The sequence below is a fragment of the Pseudomonas sp. SWRI179 genome (genome assembly GCF_014268705.1).
Lineage (GTDB): Bacteria > Pseudomonadota > Gammaproteobacteria > Pseudomonadales > Pseudomonadaceae > Aquipseudomonas > Aquipseudomonas zanjanensis.
On record NZ_JABWRA010000018.1, the window covers coordinates 98,428 to 114,427 of the forward strand.

General features: G+C 61.8%; 15 protein-coding genes. 9 read left to right on the forward strand and 6 right to left on the reverse strand.

All coding sequences use genetic code 11. The features are described from left to right. Positions 1 to 123 precede the first annotated feature (123 nt). The 8 genes from HU767_RS12740 to HU767_RS12775 all read left to right on the forward strand — a co-directional run bounded on the left by HU767_RS12740 (position 124) and on the right by HU767_RS12775 (position 6,919). A complete protein-coding gene (locus HU767_RS12740) occupies positions 124 to 705 on the forward strand; it encodes a YjfI family protein (RefSeq protein WP_186710533.1) in 582 nt (193 codons plus the stop codon). Positions 706 to 727: 22 nt separating this feature from the next. Beyond that, the gene (locus HU767_RS12745) at positions 728 to 1,426 is read left to right on the forward strand and encodes a PspA/IM30 family protein (protein WP_186710531.1); all 699 of its coding nucleotides are present in this window, start codon (positions 728 to 730) and stop codon (positions 1,424 to 1,426) included. 288 nt (positions 1,427 to 1,714) lie between these two features. Next, positions 1,715 to 2,749, forward strand: coding sequence for an ion channel (locus HU767_RS12750; RefSeq protein ID WP_186710530.1), 1,035 nt, complete (start codon positions 1,715 to 1,717; stop codon positions 2,747 to 2,749). Then, a complete protein-coding gene (locus HU767_RS12755; RefSeq protein WP_186710529.1) occupies positions 2,736 to 3,398 on the forward strand; it encodes a DUF2491 family protein in 663 nt (220 codons plus the stop codon). Before HU767_RS12750 ends, HU767_RS12755 begins: the two co-directional genes overlap by 14 nt. 15 nt (positions 3,399 to 3,413) lie before the next feature. Then, complete coding sequence (locus HU767_RS12760) at positions 3,414 to 3,842, forward strand: DUF350 domain-containing protein (RefSeq protein ID WP_014340424.1); 429 nt, start codon at positions 3,414 to 3,416, stop codon at positions 3,840 to 3,842. A gap of 19 nt (positions 3,843 to 3,861) precedes the next feature. Beyond that, positions 3,862 to 4,563 (forward strand): DUF1190 domain-containing protein, encoded by a 702-nt coding sequence (locus HU767_RS12765; protein ID WP_186729654.1) that lies wholly within the window; start codon positions 3,862 to 3,864, stop codon positions 4,561 to 4,563. Between the two features lie 12 nt (positions 4,564 to 4,575). Beyond that, complete coding sequence (locus HU767_RS12770) at positions 4,576 to 5,733, forward strand: glutathionylspermidine synthase family protein (RefSeq protein ID WP_186729655.1); 1,158 nt, start codon at positions 4,576 to 4,578, stop codon at positions 5,731 to 5,733. Between the two features lie 310 nt (positions 5,734 to 6,043). Beyond that, positions 6,044 to 6,919 (forward strand): MBL fold metallo-hydrolase, encoded by an 876-nt coding sequence (locus HU767_RS12775; protein ID WP_186729656.1) that lies wholly within the window; start codon positions 6,044 to 6,046, stop codon positions 6,917 to 6,919. Between the two features lie 163 nt (positions 6,920 to 7,082). On the opposite strand, the gene HU767_RS12780 is transcribed toward HU767_RS12775, so the two are convergent. From HU767_RS12780 to HU767_RS12805, 6 genes are all read right to left on the reverse strand, one after another. Continuing rightward, on the reverse strand, positions 7,083 to 8,015 hold the full coding sequence (locus tag HU767_RS12780) for a phosphatidate cytidylyltransferase (RefSeq protein WP_003205974.1): 933 nt from the start codon (positions 8,013 to 8,015) through the stop codon (positions 7,083 to 7,085). Between the two features lies 1 nt (position 8,016). Continuing rightward, on the reverse strand, positions 8,017 to 8,637 hold the full coding sequence (locus HU767_RS12785; protein WP_186710525.1) for a lysophospholipid acyltransferase family protein: 621 nt from the start codon (positions 8,635 to 8,637) through the stop codon (positions 8,017 to 8,019). A 175-nt stretch (positions 8,638 to 8,812) separates the two neighbouring features. Continuing rightward, positions 8,813 to 9,268, reverse strand: a complete 456-nt coding sequence (locus HU767_RS12790) for a hypothetical protein (RefSeq protein ID WP_186729657.1) — start codon at positions 9,266 to 9,268, stop codon at positions 8,813 to 8,815. Continuing rightward, entirely contained in the window at positions 9,258 to 10,601 is a 1,344-nt protein-coding gene (locus HU767_RS12795; RefSeq protein WP_186729658.1) for a phosphatase PAP2/dual specificity phosphatase family protein, read from the reverse strand. The genes HU767_RS12790 and HU767_RS12795 overlap by 11 nt, the downstream gene beginning before the upstream one ends. Continuing rightward, the gene (locus HU767_RS12800) at positions 10,601 to 12,358 is read right to left on the reverse strand and encodes a bifunctional alpha/beta hydrolase/class I SAM-dependent methyltransferase (protein ID WP_186729659.1); all 1,758 of its coding nucleotides are present in this window, start codon (positions 12,356 to 12,358) and stop codon (positions 10,601 to 10,603) included. The genes HU767_RS12795 and HU767_RS12800 overlap by 1 nt, the downstream gene beginning before the upstream one ends. 10 nt (positions 12,359 to 12,368) lie before the next feature. Continuing rightward, positions 12,369 to 12,992, reverse strand: a complete 624-nt coding sequence (locus tag HU767_RS12805; RefSeq protein ID WP_186710517.1) for a CDP-alcohol phosphatidyltransferase family protein — start codon at positions 12,990 to 12,992, stop codon at positions 12,369 to 12,371. Between the two features lie 580 nt (positions 12,993 to 13,572). Here HU767_RS12805 and HU767_RS12810 point away from each other — a divergent pair. Next, positions 13,573 to 16,000: DUF6531 domain-containing protein (locus tag HU767_RS12810; RefSeq protein WP_238349461.1), on the forward strand; the 2,428-nt coding region annotated here is incomplete at its 3' end.

A 16,000-nucleotide genomic window follows, 5' to 3' on the forward strand; every position in this document is an offset into this window, starting at 1 on the left:
AGTGGGGTCAGTACCATGCCAACCAGCTCTCCATCAGATCCGCCTGACGGGTCTGTGACCGATCCAGCGAGCCGCACGGGAGAGCGCGCCAAACCCTCGGCGAAAAAACCGTCGAGCTTCTACATGAAGCAGATGCGCGCGGGCTTGAGTGCCGCCGGTTATGTGAAACACGAGGCTTGGGTGCTTCCCGAAAACAGAAGCCTGCTCAAGCAAATGGAGAAACAGCTACGCCAACCGATTCTGGCTGGCTCATTCATGTCGGAGGATTACATGAGCGCAGGTAATAACTGGAACATCGATCGCCTCTACAGCGCCCTTCAGGCCCTGGACGAAGTGGTCGCGAACGACATCACCCTCTCCCTCGTCCAAGGCTCCGAGTCCAGCATCAAGCTGGAAATGAATGACTTCGGTGGCTTGCCCATCTACATCGCCGTGGTCGGCGACCAGATCATCGTCGATACCGTGCTGGTGGACGTCGAGTCGATCAGCGATGTGGCGGCCTTCAACGACGCGGTGTTGCGCAGCCGGGAAATGTTCCCGCTGTCGTCCATCGGCATCGAGACCATGCCCAACGGACAGGTGGTCTACAACATGTTCGGTGCGTTGAGCGCCGACTCCAGCCTGACCAACGTCGTCACCGAGGTCAAAACCCTCGTCGACAATGTCCAGCGCGCCAGCGAAGCCTTCGAACGCTTCTTCATCTAATTCGCCGAATAGGAACCATCCAATGACTCAGTCCATCTGGAGCAAGTTGTTCACCGCACTGCGTGGCGGTGCCAACGAAGTCGGCGAATCGATCGTCGACCAACAGGCCCTGCGCATCCTCGACCAGGAAATCCGCGATGCCGACAGCGCGCTGGCCAATGCCAAGCGTGAGCTGGTCACCATCATGGCCAAGCACAAACTGGCGACCGATCGCGTCGGCGAATACAACGCCAAGATCAAGGACCTGGAAGCCAAGGCCCTGGCCGCGATCCAGGCCAACCGCGAAGACCTGGCGCTGGAAGTGGCCGAAGCCATTTCGACCCTGACCAACGAACTGGACGCCGAGCAAAAGCACGCGACCGAATTTGGCGGTTACGCGGACAACATGCGCAAGGACATCACCAAGGCCGAAGCCCGCATCAAGAGCCTGCGCCAGCAAGTGGACATGGCCAAGGCCCGTGAAAGCGTGCAGAAGGCCCAGGTCAGCGCCTCGATCGCCAGTGGCGGCGCCAATGGCAAGCTGGAAACTGCCGTCGGTACGCTCAACCGCCTGCAAGCCAAGCAACAACAACGTGCCGCTGAACTGCAAGCCCAAGACGAACTGGCCGAGGCTTCCACCGGCTCCGACCTGGAGCGCAAGCTGCGCGATGCCGGCATCACGCCAAACGAAGGCAGCGCCAATGCGATCCTGGAACGCCTGAAGAAAAAATCGGCTGAGTAATCGGTTCGGGCATATCAATCAAGGCATGCCAAGCACAAAAACTGTGGCGAGGGAGCTTGCTCCCGCTGGGCCGCGAAGCGGCCCCAAAAACCGGGCCTGCTACGCAGTCCAGCGGGAGCAAGCTCCCTCGCCACAATAGTCTCCGGCACGCCACGGATTTATTGTTACGCAGGTACTTCTATCCAAGCCGCGCAACAGGTTTAATGCTGTCCGGCCACTACGCTCGTGCCCCCAAGCGCCAGAGCGATGATCCCGCCAGGAACCAAGCCCCACGGAGTCAGGGACGCAATGTCGATTTTCCTTTTGTTGCGCACGTACGCGTCGTCCTTCTTCCATCGCTTCGGTTGGGCGGGGCTGGCCATTGCGCTGGGCGTGCACCTGTCCACGGCCTGGATCGGCCTGGTGCTGTTGGGCGAGCAACACCTCATCGCCGCCGCCACGTTTATCTACTTCTATCTCACCACCACGCTCACCGTCGGCTATGGCGATCTGTTGCCACAGACCTCCGCCGGACGGATTTTCGTGGCGACCTGGATCATGCTCGGGGGCATTGCCCTGTTGACGACGGTCATCGGCAAAACCACCAGCAGCGTCATCGATGTATGGAGAAAAGGCATGAAGGGCAAAGGCGATTTCACCGGCAAGGTCGGCCACACGGTGCTCATCGGTTGGGAGGGCGCCACCAGCGAGCGGGTCATCGAACTGCTGCTGCAGGACGAAACGTCCAATGACAACCTGATCGTCATCTGCGATTGCGATCTCGAAGAAAACCCCATGCCCGGCAAGGCCACCTACATCAAGGGCGACAGCCTGTCCTCCGTCGCGCTGTTGCAGCGTGCCGGCGTGCCAGGTGCCGAACGCGTGCTGGTGCGCACCCCTTCCGACGACCTGACCCTGGCCACCGTGCTGGCGGTCAACCGACTGGGGCCTGTCGGGCATGTGGTCGCCCATTTCAATGACAGCGAAGTGGCCGCCCTCGCCAGCGCCTACGCGCCGAGCCTGGAATGCACCTCCAGCATGGCCATCGAGATGCTGGTGCGTGCCTCCCAGGACCCGGGCTCATCGGTGGTCATCAATGAATTGCTCTGCGTCGGCGAAGGCGCCACGCAATACCTGATGAAGCTGCCCGAAGCGTTTGAAGCGACGTTTGGCGACCTTTATATCCGGATGAAAGAGCAGCACAACGCTACGCTGATCGGTTACCGCGCCCAGGGTGCCCGCCAGCCGTCGATCAACCCGCCCGGTGCCACCCGTGTGGTGGGCGGCGAACTCTTCTATATCGCCTCGGCGCGTCTCAAGGAAATTTCCCATGGGGTGGTTTAAACAGTTGATGGGGCTCGAGGCCCCGAATTCGAGCGCAACAGCCAGCAATAGCGCGCCTGTCGTTGGGCCGCTGGGCCTGGCCTCCGGCAAGCAGGTCATGTTCGATGCCACGCTCAAATTGCTGCTCGACGGCAACACCGCCGTGGTCATCCCAGGCAACCAACAGATCTGGAGCCTGGGCATCGTCGACCTCGGGCAGTCGAACTGGCTGTCGCGCTGCTACATGAACGACGAAGACTACTGGCTGCAAGTGCACACCAGCGGCGACGTCGCCGGGCAGGTCGAGTCGGTGATCCTGTTCAACTACCTCAGCTACGTCACGATCAACAGCGAAGCGGAATTGCGTCGCCTGGCCGGCCCGGAAAGCCTGATCGGCCTGCCGACCTACACCCACGACGGCGTCGAGTACAGCCGCGAATGGGGCACCGAGGCGGGCCAGACCGAGCTGGTGGGATTGAGCGAGCGCGTAAGCAATCCCGAAGAGTCCTACAGCGTCGAGCACCGTTCGATGCTGTATGCCCGCGACACCGGCCTGACGGATCGCCGGGAGTTCCTGTTGTTTTCCGTCGAAGAGGACGCCGAAGGCACTGTCAGCCTGAGCACTTCGCTGGGTATTTCGCTGTACACCACTGACCTGAACACTCTTTGAATAAGGAAGAAGTCCATGCTTGAAGCGCTCTCCATTTCCCTGAACAAAGCCGCCGTGCTTGGCTTTGTCATGTACATCCTCGGCGCCGCCGTGCTGTTCGCGCTGTTCCAGTTCATCTACACCCGCGTCACGCCGCACAAGGAATTCGAACTGATCCGTTCGGGCAACGTGGCTGCAGCCATCGCCCTGGGCGGCGCCGTCATCGGTTTCGCCATTCCGGCCAGCAACGTGATCGCCTACTCGATCAGCATGCTGGACTTCGTCGTCTGGGCAGTGATCGCCGCGGTCGTCCAGTTGCTGGCGTTTCTGGTCACCAGTCTGGTGCTCAAGGGCGCTTCCGCGCGCATCAAGAACGGTGAAATCGCCGCGGGTATCTACATCGCCGCCGTGGCCATCAGCGTCGGCATGTTGAACGCCGCGTGCATGACGCCTTCCACGAACTGATTGCGCCACGGAGATCCCGATGAAACGAAGCAAGTACGTCCAGCTCTCGCTGGCCGCGTCGGTCGCCCTGGCGATATCCGGTTGCGGGCCTGCGGAAAAAACCTACAAGTTGCAGAAGAAGTACAACTTCCAGTCCGTCCAGGAATGTGTCGATGAAAAGCTGCCGGTGGACATTTGCTCCACCGCCTACATGACCGCCATGGGTGAGCATCGTCGCATCGCGCCGGTCTACGATAGCAAGGCCGATTGCGATGCCGACTTCGTGCCCGATTGGTGCCAGCAGGACTCGGCCGGCAAGTTCCTGCCCAAGCTGGGTGGTTTCGAGCTGAACGCCGATGGCGAAGTCACGCAGTCCGAGGTCGATGCCGCCCGGGCCCAGTTGCCGGCTTCGGAAGCGAACGTCGGTGGTTCAGGCTTTGGCAACCTGTTGACCGGCCTGCTGATCGGCAACATGTTGAGCGGCAACCGCAGCAGTTATTACTCCGAGCCGGTCTACCGCTACCGCGATGACCGCGGCAACTTCGGGTCCTCGACGCTGAGCCAGCGGGTTTCCAGCGGCTCGACCTTTACCAAGTCCAACCAGGCGCGGTATGGCAGCTACACCGACTCCGTCAAGACCAGCAAGGCGATGGCCGTCGCGTCGTCCACCTCGCGCGGTGGCTTCGGCAGCAAGTCCAGCGCCCGCAGCGGTTGGGGCGGTTCGAGCAGCTCCGGCGGCTAAGGAACGAGGGCCATGAAGAAGATCCATTGCGCAGAACGTCCCGACTGGAAACAGACCGCCGAGCAACTCGGCTTTCTGTTCCACACCATCGACGACGAACCCTATTGGGACGAAAGCGCGTACTACCAGTTCACCCTCAAGCAGATCGAGGACGACCTGGAAGACCCGACCACCGAGCTCCATGACATGTGCATGGACCTGGTGGCCCGGGTGGTCCAGAGCGAAGAATTGCTGGAACGCCTGAGCATCCCGGCGCCGTTCTTCGACCTGGTGCGCACGTCATGGCTGGAAGGCCATCCGCACCTGTACGGGCGCATGGATTTCTCCTACAACGGCACGGGCCCGGCCAAGTTGTTGGAACTCAACTACGACACGCCGACCAGCCTCTACGAGGCGGCGGCGTTCCAGTGGGGGTGGCTGGAGCAATGCATCGAGCGCGGCATGCTGCCGGCCCATGCCGACCAGTTCAACAGCATCGACACCAAGTTGCACCAGGCCTTCGCCCAATTGCAGCTCAAGGAGCCGTTCTATTTCGCCTCGATGAAAGGCTCGGTGGAAGACAAAGGCACCACGGATTACTTGCGCCTGATCGCGGAAAAAGTCGGCATTGAATCGCGGCACATCGATATCGAAGACATCGGCCTCAACAGCGACGGACGTTTCGTCGACCTGGAAGAGCGCTGGATTCCGCACCTGTTCAAGTTGCATGCGTGGGAATTCATCTTCCACGAGCCCTTTGGTGAAGCGATCGCTCAATGCGATACGCAGTTTTTCGAGCCGGCCTGGAAGTCGATCATCTCCAACAAAGGCATCCTGCCGCTGCTGTGGGAATTCAACAAAGGCCACCCGAACCTGCTCGCCGCCCACCTGGACACCGACACTAGCAAAGCCGTGCCGAAAGGCTGGGTGCGCAAGCCGTTTTTTTCCCGGGAAGGCGCCAACATCGAGCTGCAGACCGCTGACGGCTTGATCGTCAAGGAAGACGGCCCCTACACCGACGCGCCGTTCATCCTCCAGGAATTTGCGCCACTGCCGAAATTCGACGACAGCTACACCCTGATCGGCTCGTGGGTCATCGGCGACCAGGCCGCCGGCATCGGTGTGCGGGAAGACAACAGCCTGATCACCAAGGATTCCAGCCGGTTTTTGCCGCATTTGATTCTTGATTGATTGCCTGCACACACTGAAAACCCTGTGAGCATGTAATGCTGTTCACTTAAGGCTTGTCTGAATCCTTGTGGCGAGGGAGCTTGCTCCCGCTTGAGTGCGAAGCGCTCACAAGAAGGGGCTGCTACGCAGCCCAGCGGGAGCAAGCTCCCTCGCCACTGGGTCATCATTTCTCTTAAGTGAACACTATGGATTTGGCCAGGCATACCCACCGCCTGTCGCCTTTGCGGAATTGCGCCTGCCCCCTCCCTGTCGATTTTAAAGAGCCCAAGAAAAACCCGAGAGCGGCACGCCATTCGTGACAGGAGGCCCCATGCGTATCCATCACCTGAACTGCGGTTGCATGTGCCCCGTGGGTGGGAAGTTGTTCGATGGCTACAGTCGGGGGCTGACGGCGTGCCTGGTGTGTCATTGCCTGTTGATCGAAACCGACAACAATGGCCTGGTCCTGGTGGACACCGGTTTTGGCCAGCGGGATGTCCAGACGCCCGAACGGCTTAGCCGATTCTTCCGGGTGTTCAACAACATCAAGTTCGAGCATCGCCTCACCGCGTTGGAGCAAGTGCGCCGGTTGGGTTTCGACACCGGCGATGTGCGGCATATCCTGCTGACGCACCTGGATTTCGATCACGCCGGCGGGCTCCAGGACTTTCCCCAGGCTCGGGTTCACGTGATGCGCGACGAGATGGCGATGGCGCGCAGCGCCGACACCTGGATCAGTCGACGGCGATTCCAGGCGCGCCAGTGGCAGGGCGTCGACAATTGGGAGTTCTATGCCCCGGACGGTGACACGTGGTTCGGTTTTGATTCGGTGCGCGCGTTGATCGGGGCGGAAGAAGAGGACATTTTCCTGGTCCCGCTCCAAGGCCACACCGCCGGCCACGCCGGGATCGCCCTGAGGACACCGGACGGCTGGATGCTCCATGCCGGCGATGCGTATTTCTTCCACGATGAAGTCCATCAGCCCGAGCGGCGTTGCCCGCCGGGGCTGAAGTTCTATCAGTACATGATGGACACCTATCGCCCGGCACGGCTGCGCAATCAGGATCGCCTGCGGGAACTGGCGGCGGGCCAGAATGGGCATGTCGAGATTTTTTGCAGTCACGATGCCAGGGAGTGGGAGCACGCGACCCGCCAGGCGCGTACGGTCCGTGTTGACTCCACGGCCATGCCGTCGACCCACCGCTAAACCACCCGCCCGGGCACACTGTGGGAGCGGGCTTGCTCGCGAAGACGGCTGCACAGTCTACATAAATGCAAGCTGGCCCACCGATTTCGCGAGCAAGCCCGCTCCCACAGGTTAGGTATTCACCACAGACCCCCACAGGTCCAGGGGTTCGCCGCAGGCTCTTTCAAGTCCACCAGTACCGCACCAGGTGGAAGAAGATCGGCGCGGCGAAGCACACCGAGTCCAGCCGGTCGAGCATGCCGCCGTGGCCTTCGATCATGTGGCCCCAGTCCTTGACGCCGCGGTCGCGCTTGATCGCTGACATGACAATGCCGCCGGCAAAGCCCAGCAGGTTGATCAGCAAGGCGATGAGGAACGACTGCCAGGGATTGAACGGCGTGATCCACCACAGCGCACCACCGATCAGCGAGGCCAGGAAGATGCCGCCGACAAAACCTTCCACGGTTTTCGAGGGCGACAGGTTCGGCGCGATCTTGTGTTTGCCGAACAGCTTGCCGCAGACGTACTGCAACACATCCGAGAGCTGCACCACGATCACCAGGTAGGCGATCAGCAACAGGTTGCGCCCTTCGAAACCGGCGATGTCCAGGGTCAGCAGGGCGGGCACGAAGGAAATGCAGAACACCGCGATCATCAAGCCCCACTGCACCTTCGACGCGCGCTCGAGGAAATGCGTGCTGTCGCCGCCCAGGGATGCCAGGATCGGCAGCAGCAGGAACACATACACCGGGATAAAGATCGAAAACAGCCCGTACCAGTCGTAGTAGATCAGCAGGTATTGCAGCGGCAGGGCCAGGTAGAACGCCGCCACCAGGGCCGGGTAGTCACTGCGCCGGGTCGGTGTCAGGGTCAGGAATTCCCGCAGGGCGTAGAACGACACCGCGTAGAACAACAGGATGACCGCCGCGTTACCGAGCCAGAACGCGATGCCGATCACCAGCACCATGATCCACCAGGCGTTGATCCGGGCGTTGAGGTTATCGATGACCGAGTTCGGCGCGCCTTTGGTCCGCAGCCTGAGAATGAAACCAATCAGCGACGCCAGCACCAGAATCGCGCCGATCCCGCCAAACAACATCAGGGTATATCGATCCATGTCAGACGTGCTCCGGGGCCAGTGCCAGCAGCGCGGCGCGGCTGCGTTCAAGGAATTGCTCTTTGCTTTCACCCTCTTCGATGCACAGCGGCGCACCGAAACTGGTGGTGCACAACAACGGCAGCGGCAGCACACGACCCTTGGGCATGACGCGGTTGAGGTTGGCGATCCACACCGGGATCACCTCGACCTCGGGGTGGTTTTTCATCAAGTGATAAATCCCGCTCTTGAAGGGCAACAGGCCTTCCTCCGGATTGCGCGTGCCTTCCGGGAAGATGATCAGCGAGTCGCCGTTTTCCAGTGCATCGAGCATCGGTTGCAATGGGTTGTACGCAGGGTCCTTGCGCTCGCGGTCCACCAGCACGCCGTTGAACACCCGGTTGATGATGTAGCGGCGCACCGGGCTGGTTTGCCAATAGTCAGAGCCCGCCACCGGGCGGGTGAGCTTGCGCAGCGCCGGCGGCAGCGAGGCCCAGAGCAGCACGAAGTCACCGTGGCTGCTGTGGTTGGCGAAGTAGATCCGCTGCACCGGCGTCGGCGCGCAACCGAGCCACAGGCTGCGAGCGCCCGTGACCATGCGAGCGGCGGAGGTGATGAGGTTGGCGACCACGGGTTCGAACATGAGGATTCCTTGTCCTGAGAAACATAAGCATCACTGTGGCGAGGGAGCTTGCTCCCGCTGGGCTGCGCAGCAGCCCCCAAGAGGCTGAATACAACCAATCTGACACACCGCAGTGCTTGGTTTTGGGACTGCTTCGCAGTCCAGCGGGAGCAAGCTCCCTCGCCACAAAAACTCTTTAGATACCTGAAGCTAACCAGGGACTGGCCAGGATGAAGCCCAGCACCAGGACAACTTGTACCGCCAGCAACCGCGACTGCCGACGCAGCAGCAACAACGCGCCGTGCCGTCGTTCGGTCCACAGGCGCCCGGCCCGTTCGGCGGGTTGCAGGCCCAACGCGGTGAGGGCTTGATCCAATTCATAGGTGCGTTCGGCCAGGGAGTGGGTGCTGTCGGCCATGCGCTGGAACAGATCGGCGTCAAACGCCACGCGCAGTGCCCAGTATTTTTCCACCACTCCGATAACCAGCAGCACAGCACTCAACAGCAGCAACCACGGATCGATCACGCCCACCAGCCATTGCCCCAACCCCAGCAGCGCCGCCAGCAGCGTCAGTCCCGTGGAAAGCTGGTCCAGCGAATGACCCCGGCGCAACAGGCTCGCCACGGTGTGGAGTTCCATATCACTGATCATGAGCATTCCCCCGTGTTGTGGATAACTGTCCCAGTGCCCGACGGTGCGCCGCGTGCAAGACGATGCGCGGTCGAGCGCGCTGGATCTGCACGATCGCTGCGTCAACGTTCGCTGCCCGGCCAGTGTGCAACAACCAGGCAACCACCGCCGTGGCGCTGCGCGAATAACCCAAGGCGCAGCAGACCAGCACCGGCCCATGTTGACGCAGGCTTTCGATGGCTTCTGCCGCTTTCAGGCATTGCTCGGCGGTCGGCGCCGTGAGGTCGAGCACCGGTAACGAACGATAGGCGACATTCGAGCTGTCCATGGACAGTTCCGCGCAGAGGTCGAGCACGCCGGTAAACGTGCTGTCCTTCAATTCCATCGGCGTAGGCATTCGCCCCAGCCAGACGTTATCCGCGATCAGGTCTGGCTGCGGGTGCTTGCGCGTCCAGCAGCGGGAATTGATCCACGCCGCCGCCAGGTACGGCGCCAGCAACCAACGCACCGCCGGACTCAAGCGACCATCGGCACGCTTCTGGAAACCATCGGCACCGAACATCAAGTAATTCAGCGCCACCATGAGCACCGCGACCGCCGGCCAGATCAGCCAGAGCCACGCGCCGCCCAAGGCAAACGCCGGGATGAACAGCGCCGCCGCGCCCAGGCCATAACGCAAGGCCAGGCGTCGGCGGTCAGGATCGGCCGTCAGGCGCGCGCTCAGCAGTGGGCTTGGTCGATCCAGCGGCCACAACCAGACGCACAACCAACCGGCCAACGCGCCCGTGGGCAGGTCAATGAAGTGATGTTGATAAGTCGTCAGCACCGACACGCCGATCAACGCGAACCAACCGTGCATCACCCAGCGCCAGAAACCCTGCAAGTGCCGCTGGTAACAGACCCAGAGCACCACCAGCAGCGCGATGTGCAGCGACGGCGCCTGGTTGAACGGCTTGTCGAAGCCGGCCAGCACGTCGAACATCCAGCCGAACAGCCCATCCATTTCCGGCCGGGGGAAGGTAAACGTCAGCGGCCAGATCAAAAAGCAACTGACCGCAATCACCTGGGCCGTGAGCAGGCGCAAGGCATGGCGCTTGAGTTCGTCGCGGCTGTTGGGCAACAGCAAGGACAAGCCGTACAGCAGATCGATCGACCAGTACGGCACGATGGTCCAGGCCATGAACGGCATGTGGCTTTCCCAGGCGAACACCAGCGTGCCGACGTCGTCACGCTGGGCGGTGACCCAGGTGGCGAAGCCGTAGGTGGTGAAGAACAGCGGCGCCAGCAACAGCAGCCACAGCACCGCCGGTTTGAGCAGCGCGGGTTCCCTGGCCGGAGCGACGACGGCGCTCATTACTGCACTCGCTGCGCCAGCGAAACGCTGAAAATGCCCCATTCATCGACACGCAGGGTGATCTTGCGGAAGCCCGCCGCCTCGACCAATTGATCCATTTCCGCCTGGGTGCGTCGACGCATCACCCAGGCCTGACCGGCGCGGTGGCTGGTGAGGGCGCGGGCGATCAGTTCCAGTTGCGGGTGCCACGGCTGGCCGGTATAGACCAGGAAGCCACCAGGCTCCACGGCTTCGGCCAGGCCGGCGAGGGAACCGCCGACCATCTGGTTATCGGCGAACAGTTCGTACAGGCCCGACACCACGGCGAGGGTTGGTTTTGGCTCCAGGGCTGCCAGATCCTGGCGGTCGAAGGCATCACCTTTGACGAACTGAGCGATGTCGCCCAAGCCTTTTTCCAGGATCAGAGCGCTGCCGTCGCGCACGTTGATGTCGCTGTAGTCGCGCAGCAGGATCGACTCGGGCAACGGGCTGACGCCTTGCAGCGCTTCGAGGATGTAGCGGCCATGGCCGGCGGCGATGTCGACGATGCGCACTTCGCGGTCCTGGGCGCGCAACTCGGCCATCGCCAGGCGCAGCAATTCTTCGACGTGCACCTTGCGCTGGCGAATGCCGCGCCAGCCGATGGAGTTCAGGTAGTTCTGGTCGATCATCTTGCCCAGCGCCGACGTGCCGGTAGGGCGGTTGCGGTAGACGTAATCCAGGGTGCTGCCGGAGTCGAAGCCGGTGTCGAAGCCCAGCTTCACCCCGGCGGACAATTTGCTGCCAAAGCGCATGCTGGCGCGGGTCATGCGCCAATACAAATCACGCAACGAGTTGTGGGGCAGCGGCGTGGCCAGGGTTTCGGCTTCGGCGCAGGTCGCGCCCAGGCGATCGGCGTCGAGCAGGGAAGGGCGCTCCAGCGGACGGGCGAAGTTCTGCAGGATGAAGCGGCGGGCGCTGGCAATGGCCGGCGCGCGGTTCTTCTCGCCGAGGGTGTCGTGGAAGAAGCCCGGCAGAATGTGTTTTTCCTTGTGCAGGCTGCCCAGGCGTTCGAAGAACTGCTCCTGGGGTTTGCGGTGCACCACAAAGTCCGAACCGGAGATCAACAGCTGCGTCGGCACCTGGATCGCCTGGGCATCGGCCACCACGCGGTCGGCGGCTTCGTACAGGCCCAGCAGCACGTTCACCGAAATGGCCTTGGTGATCAACGGATCGCTGTCGTAGGACGCCACCCGCTCTGGGTCATGGCTGAGGAATTTCGCCTTGACGTAGCTATTGACGAAGAAATTGCCGCGGAACTTGCGCATCAGCGCCAGGCCCGGCCGGGCGAACGGCACGTAGAGCTTGACCTTGAAGGCCGGCGACGCCAGTACCAGCGAGCGAATGCGCGGTGCGTAGTCGTGGACCCAAGTGGACACGATCACCGCGCCGACGCTTTGTGCGACCACGGCGATGTTCGCTTCGTCGATCTGATGCGTCGCGCCGATGTGATCGCAGAAAGTCTGCACGTCCCGCGCACTGGTGGCAAAACTCGGGCTGTCGCCCCGTTCGCCCGGCGACTGGCCGTGGCCGCGCGCGTCCCAGGCAAAGAAGTCGAACCCGGGCAAATCCAGCTCATCCACCAGGTGCGCAATGCGCCCGGAGTGTTCATGACCACGATGGAACAACAACACAGCCTGGCGGGGTTCGCCCGCTGCGGCATCGATAGCCGGCCAGTGTTGGTAGAACAGTTCCACGCCATCGTGGGTGGTGAATGTCCGGTGTTGGGCTTCGCGCATTGCAACTTCCTTATGCTGAGGGAGCGTTTTCCGTCACCTGGCCCAGGCCATGACGGACCCGATTGACCAAGGTATAAACCAGCAGGGCGGCAACCACCGCCATCACACCATTTATCCAGAGTGCCCCGAGCCAACCCAGGGCAATGCCGGTCGCCAACACGCCAAACACAAAAGCGCGATCGCTCTTGCCCATCGGCCCGTCATACCGCCGCGAAGCCCCCACCATCGCCCCCAGCACGCCGGCGTATTCACTGAACAACGCCAACAGCGTGACCAACAACACGAGCAGAAGACTGGTATCGGCAAACAAGGCAAAAGGCAGGATCAAGGCAACGTCGGCGATGATATCGCATAGCTCGTTGAGGTAGGCGCCCAGATGCGATTGTTGACCAAACTCCCGCGCCAGCATGCCGTCCACGGCATTCAACGCCATGCGCAGGAACATCCAGATCGGCACCAGGACGAAAATCCACGGATGGTCGGCGAACCAGGCAATGACCGCCCCCACCAACACCGAGACGATGCCCGCGAGCAGAGTGACCTGGTTGGCGGTGACACCGTTGTTGTAGAGGCGTTGGACCATGGGGCGCAGCAGGTTTTGAAAGGCGGGCTTGAGTTGGTAGATGGAGGGCATCGGGGTGAGATCTCGGCCGGTGGCGGGGCTGGGCTTATACAGGTGCGAGATTACGATAGGTTGAGGGGTTGCAGGCGGGTATTTCTTGAGAATGCGTGCGGGTAGGCATCTATTCGCGCGTTTTTCTGCGCAAGACCCCCTGGGAGAATGCAAAAAACGCTAAACCTGTGGCGAGGGAGCTTGCTCCCGCTGGGCTGCGAAGCAGCCCCAAGGCCATTCAACGCGGTGACCCGGCAGGCTTACGACTGCTGCGCAGCCGAGCGGGAGCAAGCTCCCTCGCCACGATGATTTATGCCCTTAAGTTAAGGGGAGCCTGTGAGAGCAACTGTTCACACATTCCCAACCTCACCGCAGTTCCCCTGTGGGAGCTTGCTCGCGATGGCGGAGTGTCAGTCAACATCAATGGCAGCTGACCCACCGCATTCGCGAGCAAGCCCGCATCCCACAGGATTTTTCGGAATCCTCGCAACGTAGGCCTAATTAGCGAATTGCCCTACACGCCCCGCTTCTTTCACTGACTTATTTCTCCTGTTATCCCCGGCACAGTCTCGCGCCCACTCCTGCGCCGCGAGCTGCCTGCATGCGTTTCCCTGACAAGATCCCGTCATTAACCGGTGCTATTGGTTCGCTGGTCTTGGCCGCCATGAACTCACCCGATGTCGAGGAGGTATTGCAGGACTTTCGCCACTGTCTGGGCGACTACGACAGTTGGGCGGAAAGATTCTGGGCCGGTCGGACACTGGACATTCAGCAAGTATTTAAAGTCGGCAAGGAGGTGTCGCTCGCACCCGTGAAAGACGGTGGCAAACAGGTCAGCGCCGTGGTGGCGAGGTGTCCGGCACAAGGCCCACTGACACTGGTGCACATGTTCCAGGCCTCGCGTTTCGTGCCGATCGGCGACACGCCAGTGGTGTTGGAGCCGATCATCACGGGCGAGCTGGGGAAGGAAACGTTTGGCGATCCGATCCCTCATGTCATTGGTCCCAGCGGCATTTTGGAAGTGTCCGAATGCGACCGCGGCCAGCGCTACCGGATCAGCTTTTTTCCAAATATCACGACCGATCATGTCCGGGCGCTGTACGCGTCCTACCAGCACGAGATCGTCGAACTTGAAGGTTGGCTGAAAGCGGAGTGGAACGAGTTTCAACCATTGTGGAAGGCGTCTTCCGAGAGCGGTTTTGTAAAGCGCTTCAACGCATTGCAGGAGGCCCAGCTACGTGGCTTTGAAAATGCCCTGTTTGAGCTATGGGACGACGTAACACAGGTCTTCGATCTGTTGGCGGATCTACAGGCCAACAGTGAAAAATTGTTGGAATACCTCACCGAAGTCGAGCTTGAGCAACTGCTGAAGGCGTCATCCGAGGCGATTGCCAAAGGACTGATGATCCTGAGCGATGAGCCCTTGCTCTTCGTTTACACCGCGGCGTTCACCAGTTGGCTGCGGATGCTGCCGCCCCAGTACATGGCCGAACTCCTGGGGGAAATGCGCGCCTCGATTCTGATCAATTTCCTCTTGGCGCGCGTGACCGGTGGCCTGGGCGTGGGACTGCGCATGAGCGGTAAAGTGCTGCGCCATGTCCGCTCGGAACGCGCCCGGAAGTGGCTACAGGCATCGAGTCAACGCCTCGGACAACTCGGTGGCGACAGCTCCAACAAACATGCCGACGTACTGAAGCCGGTAGTAATCGCCGGTCAGGGACCGTCAGTGGGGCCGGCGCCTGTCAGACCGTTGCAGATCTCAACTGGGGATTTCGCGCCGCTGTCGGTCAGCAACCCGGCCCCGATCGTGCGGGAAAAATCCCAGCCTTCTACCCGCCTGAGCCAACACGAACCCCACGACGACGCCCCCGCCCAATCGAAAAACCCCAACGGCGACAGCGCCGACACCGCCGCCCAGACCCAGACCAGCGGCTGCCCGGTGTCGATGGTCACCGGCGAAGAACTACTGACCCTCGACGATGGCACCCTCGACGGCCGTTTGCCGTTCGTTTTCACCCGTTTATACCGCACCAGCGCCGCCGACCTGGACGTCGGCCTCGGGCGCGGCTGGAGCCATGCCCTGGCCCATCGCCTGGAACTCGACGGCGAACAGGTCACTTGGGTCGACCAGGAAAACCGTCGCACGCTTTTTCCATTGCCCACCACCCAGCGCCCGGCGATCCACAACAGCCTGGCCCGCGCAGCAATCTACCTGGGGGCCGAGCCGGACGAACTGATCGTCGCCCAACCGGGGGAAAACGCCCCGTTCCTGCACTTTCGCGACGGCCACCTGATCGCCCTCAGCGACCGCTACGACAACCGCCTGACCCTCCAGCGCAACATCCACGGTGACATCTGCCGTTTGGACAACGGCGCCGGGCGTTCCCTGCGCCTGCGCTACGAACAGCGCCACCTGATCGCCGTCGACTACCAGAGCTTCCACCCGGCCATCACCCTCGACGAGGCCTGGCGGACCGAGCAGACGCTGGTGTCCTACCGCTACGACGGACGTTTCCGACTGATCGAAGCGACCAATGCCGCCGGAGAAAGCGAACGCTACGACTACGACGACCAGCACGTCATCCTCCAACGGCAACTGGCCGGCGGCGCGAGTTTTTATTGGGAGTGGCAAGGCGTCGGGGCGGCAGCCCGTTGCGTACGGCATTGGGCCTCGTTCGCGCAGATGGACAGCCGCTACACCTGGGGCGAGGACGGCAGCGTCACGGTCCGGCACCTGGATGGCAGCCAGGAGGTGTATGTCCACGACGACCGGGCGCGGCTGGTGCGCAAGGTCGAGCCCGACGGCGGCGAACACCTCAAGGCCTATGACGAACAGGGCCGGCTGATCGCCGAACAGGACCCGCTGGGGGCGGTCCGCGAATACCGCTACGACGACGTCGGACGGCTGCTGGCGTTGATTCCTCCGGACGAGGCACCAACGTCCTACGAATACCGCAACGGTTTCCTGCACACCCGTCAGCGCGGCCAGGCCGTATGGACCTACCGCCGCAATGACCTTGGCGATGTGA

Bases quoted from the DNA above. Each gene is read 5' to 3' on its own strand.
- HU767_RS12760 (WP_014340424.1), top strand. From the start codon at position 3,414: ATGCTTGAAGCGCTCTCCATTTCCCTGAACAAAGCCGCCGTGCTTGGC.
- HU767_RS12740 (WP_186710533.1), top strand. From the start codon at position 124: ATGAAGCAGATGCGCGCGGGCTTGAGTGCCGCCGGTTATGTGAAACAC.
- HU767_RS12770 (WP_186729655.1), top strand. From the start codon at position 4,576: ATGAAGAAGATCCATTGCGCAGAACGTCCCGACTGGAAACAGACCGCC.
- HU767_RS12745 (WP_186710531.1), top strand. From the start codon at position 728: ATGACTCAGTCCATCTGGAGCAAGTTGTTCACCGCACTGCGTGGCGGT.
- HU767_RS12780 (WP_003205974.1), bottom strand. From the start codon at position 8,015: ATGGATCGATATACCCTGATGTTGTTTGGCGGGATCGGCGCGATTCTG.
- HU767_RS12765 (WP_186729654.1), top strand. From the start codon at position 3,862: ATGAAACGAAGCAAGTACGTCCAGCTCTCGCTGGCCGCGTCGGTCGCC.
- HU767_RS12785 (WP_186710525.1), bottom strand. From the start codon at position 8,637: ATGTTCGAACCCGTGGTCGCCAACCTCATCACCTCCGCCGCTCGCATG.
- HU767_RS12750 (WP_186710530.1), top strand. From the start codon at position 1,715: ATGTCGATTTTCCTTTTGTTGCGCACGTACGCGTCGTCCTTCTTCCAT.
- HU767_RS12755 (WP_186710529.1), top strand. From the start codon at position 2,736: ATGGGGTGGTTTAAACAGTTGATGGGGCTCGAGGCCCCGAATTCGAGC.
- HU767_RS12795 (WP_186729658.1), bottom strand. From the start codon at position 10,601: ATGAGCGCCGTCGTCGCTCCGGCCAGGGAACCCGCGCTGCTCAAACCG.
- HU767_RS12805 (WP_186710517.1), bottom strand. From the start codon at position 12,992: ATGCCCTCCATCTACCAACTCAAGCCCGCCTTTCAAAACCTGCTGCGC.
- HU767_RS12790 (WP_186729657.1), bottom strand. From the start codon at position 9,268: ATGATCAGTGATATGGAACTCCACACCGTGGCGAGCCTGTTGCGCCGG.
- HU767_RS12775 (WP_186729656.1), top strand. From the start codon at position 6,044: ATGCGTATCCATCACCTGAACTGCGGTTGCATGTGCCCCGTGGGTGGG.
- HU767_RS12800 (WP_186729659.1), bottom strand. From the start codon at position 12,358: ATGCGCGAAGCCCAACACCGGACATTCACCACCCACGATGGCGTGGAA.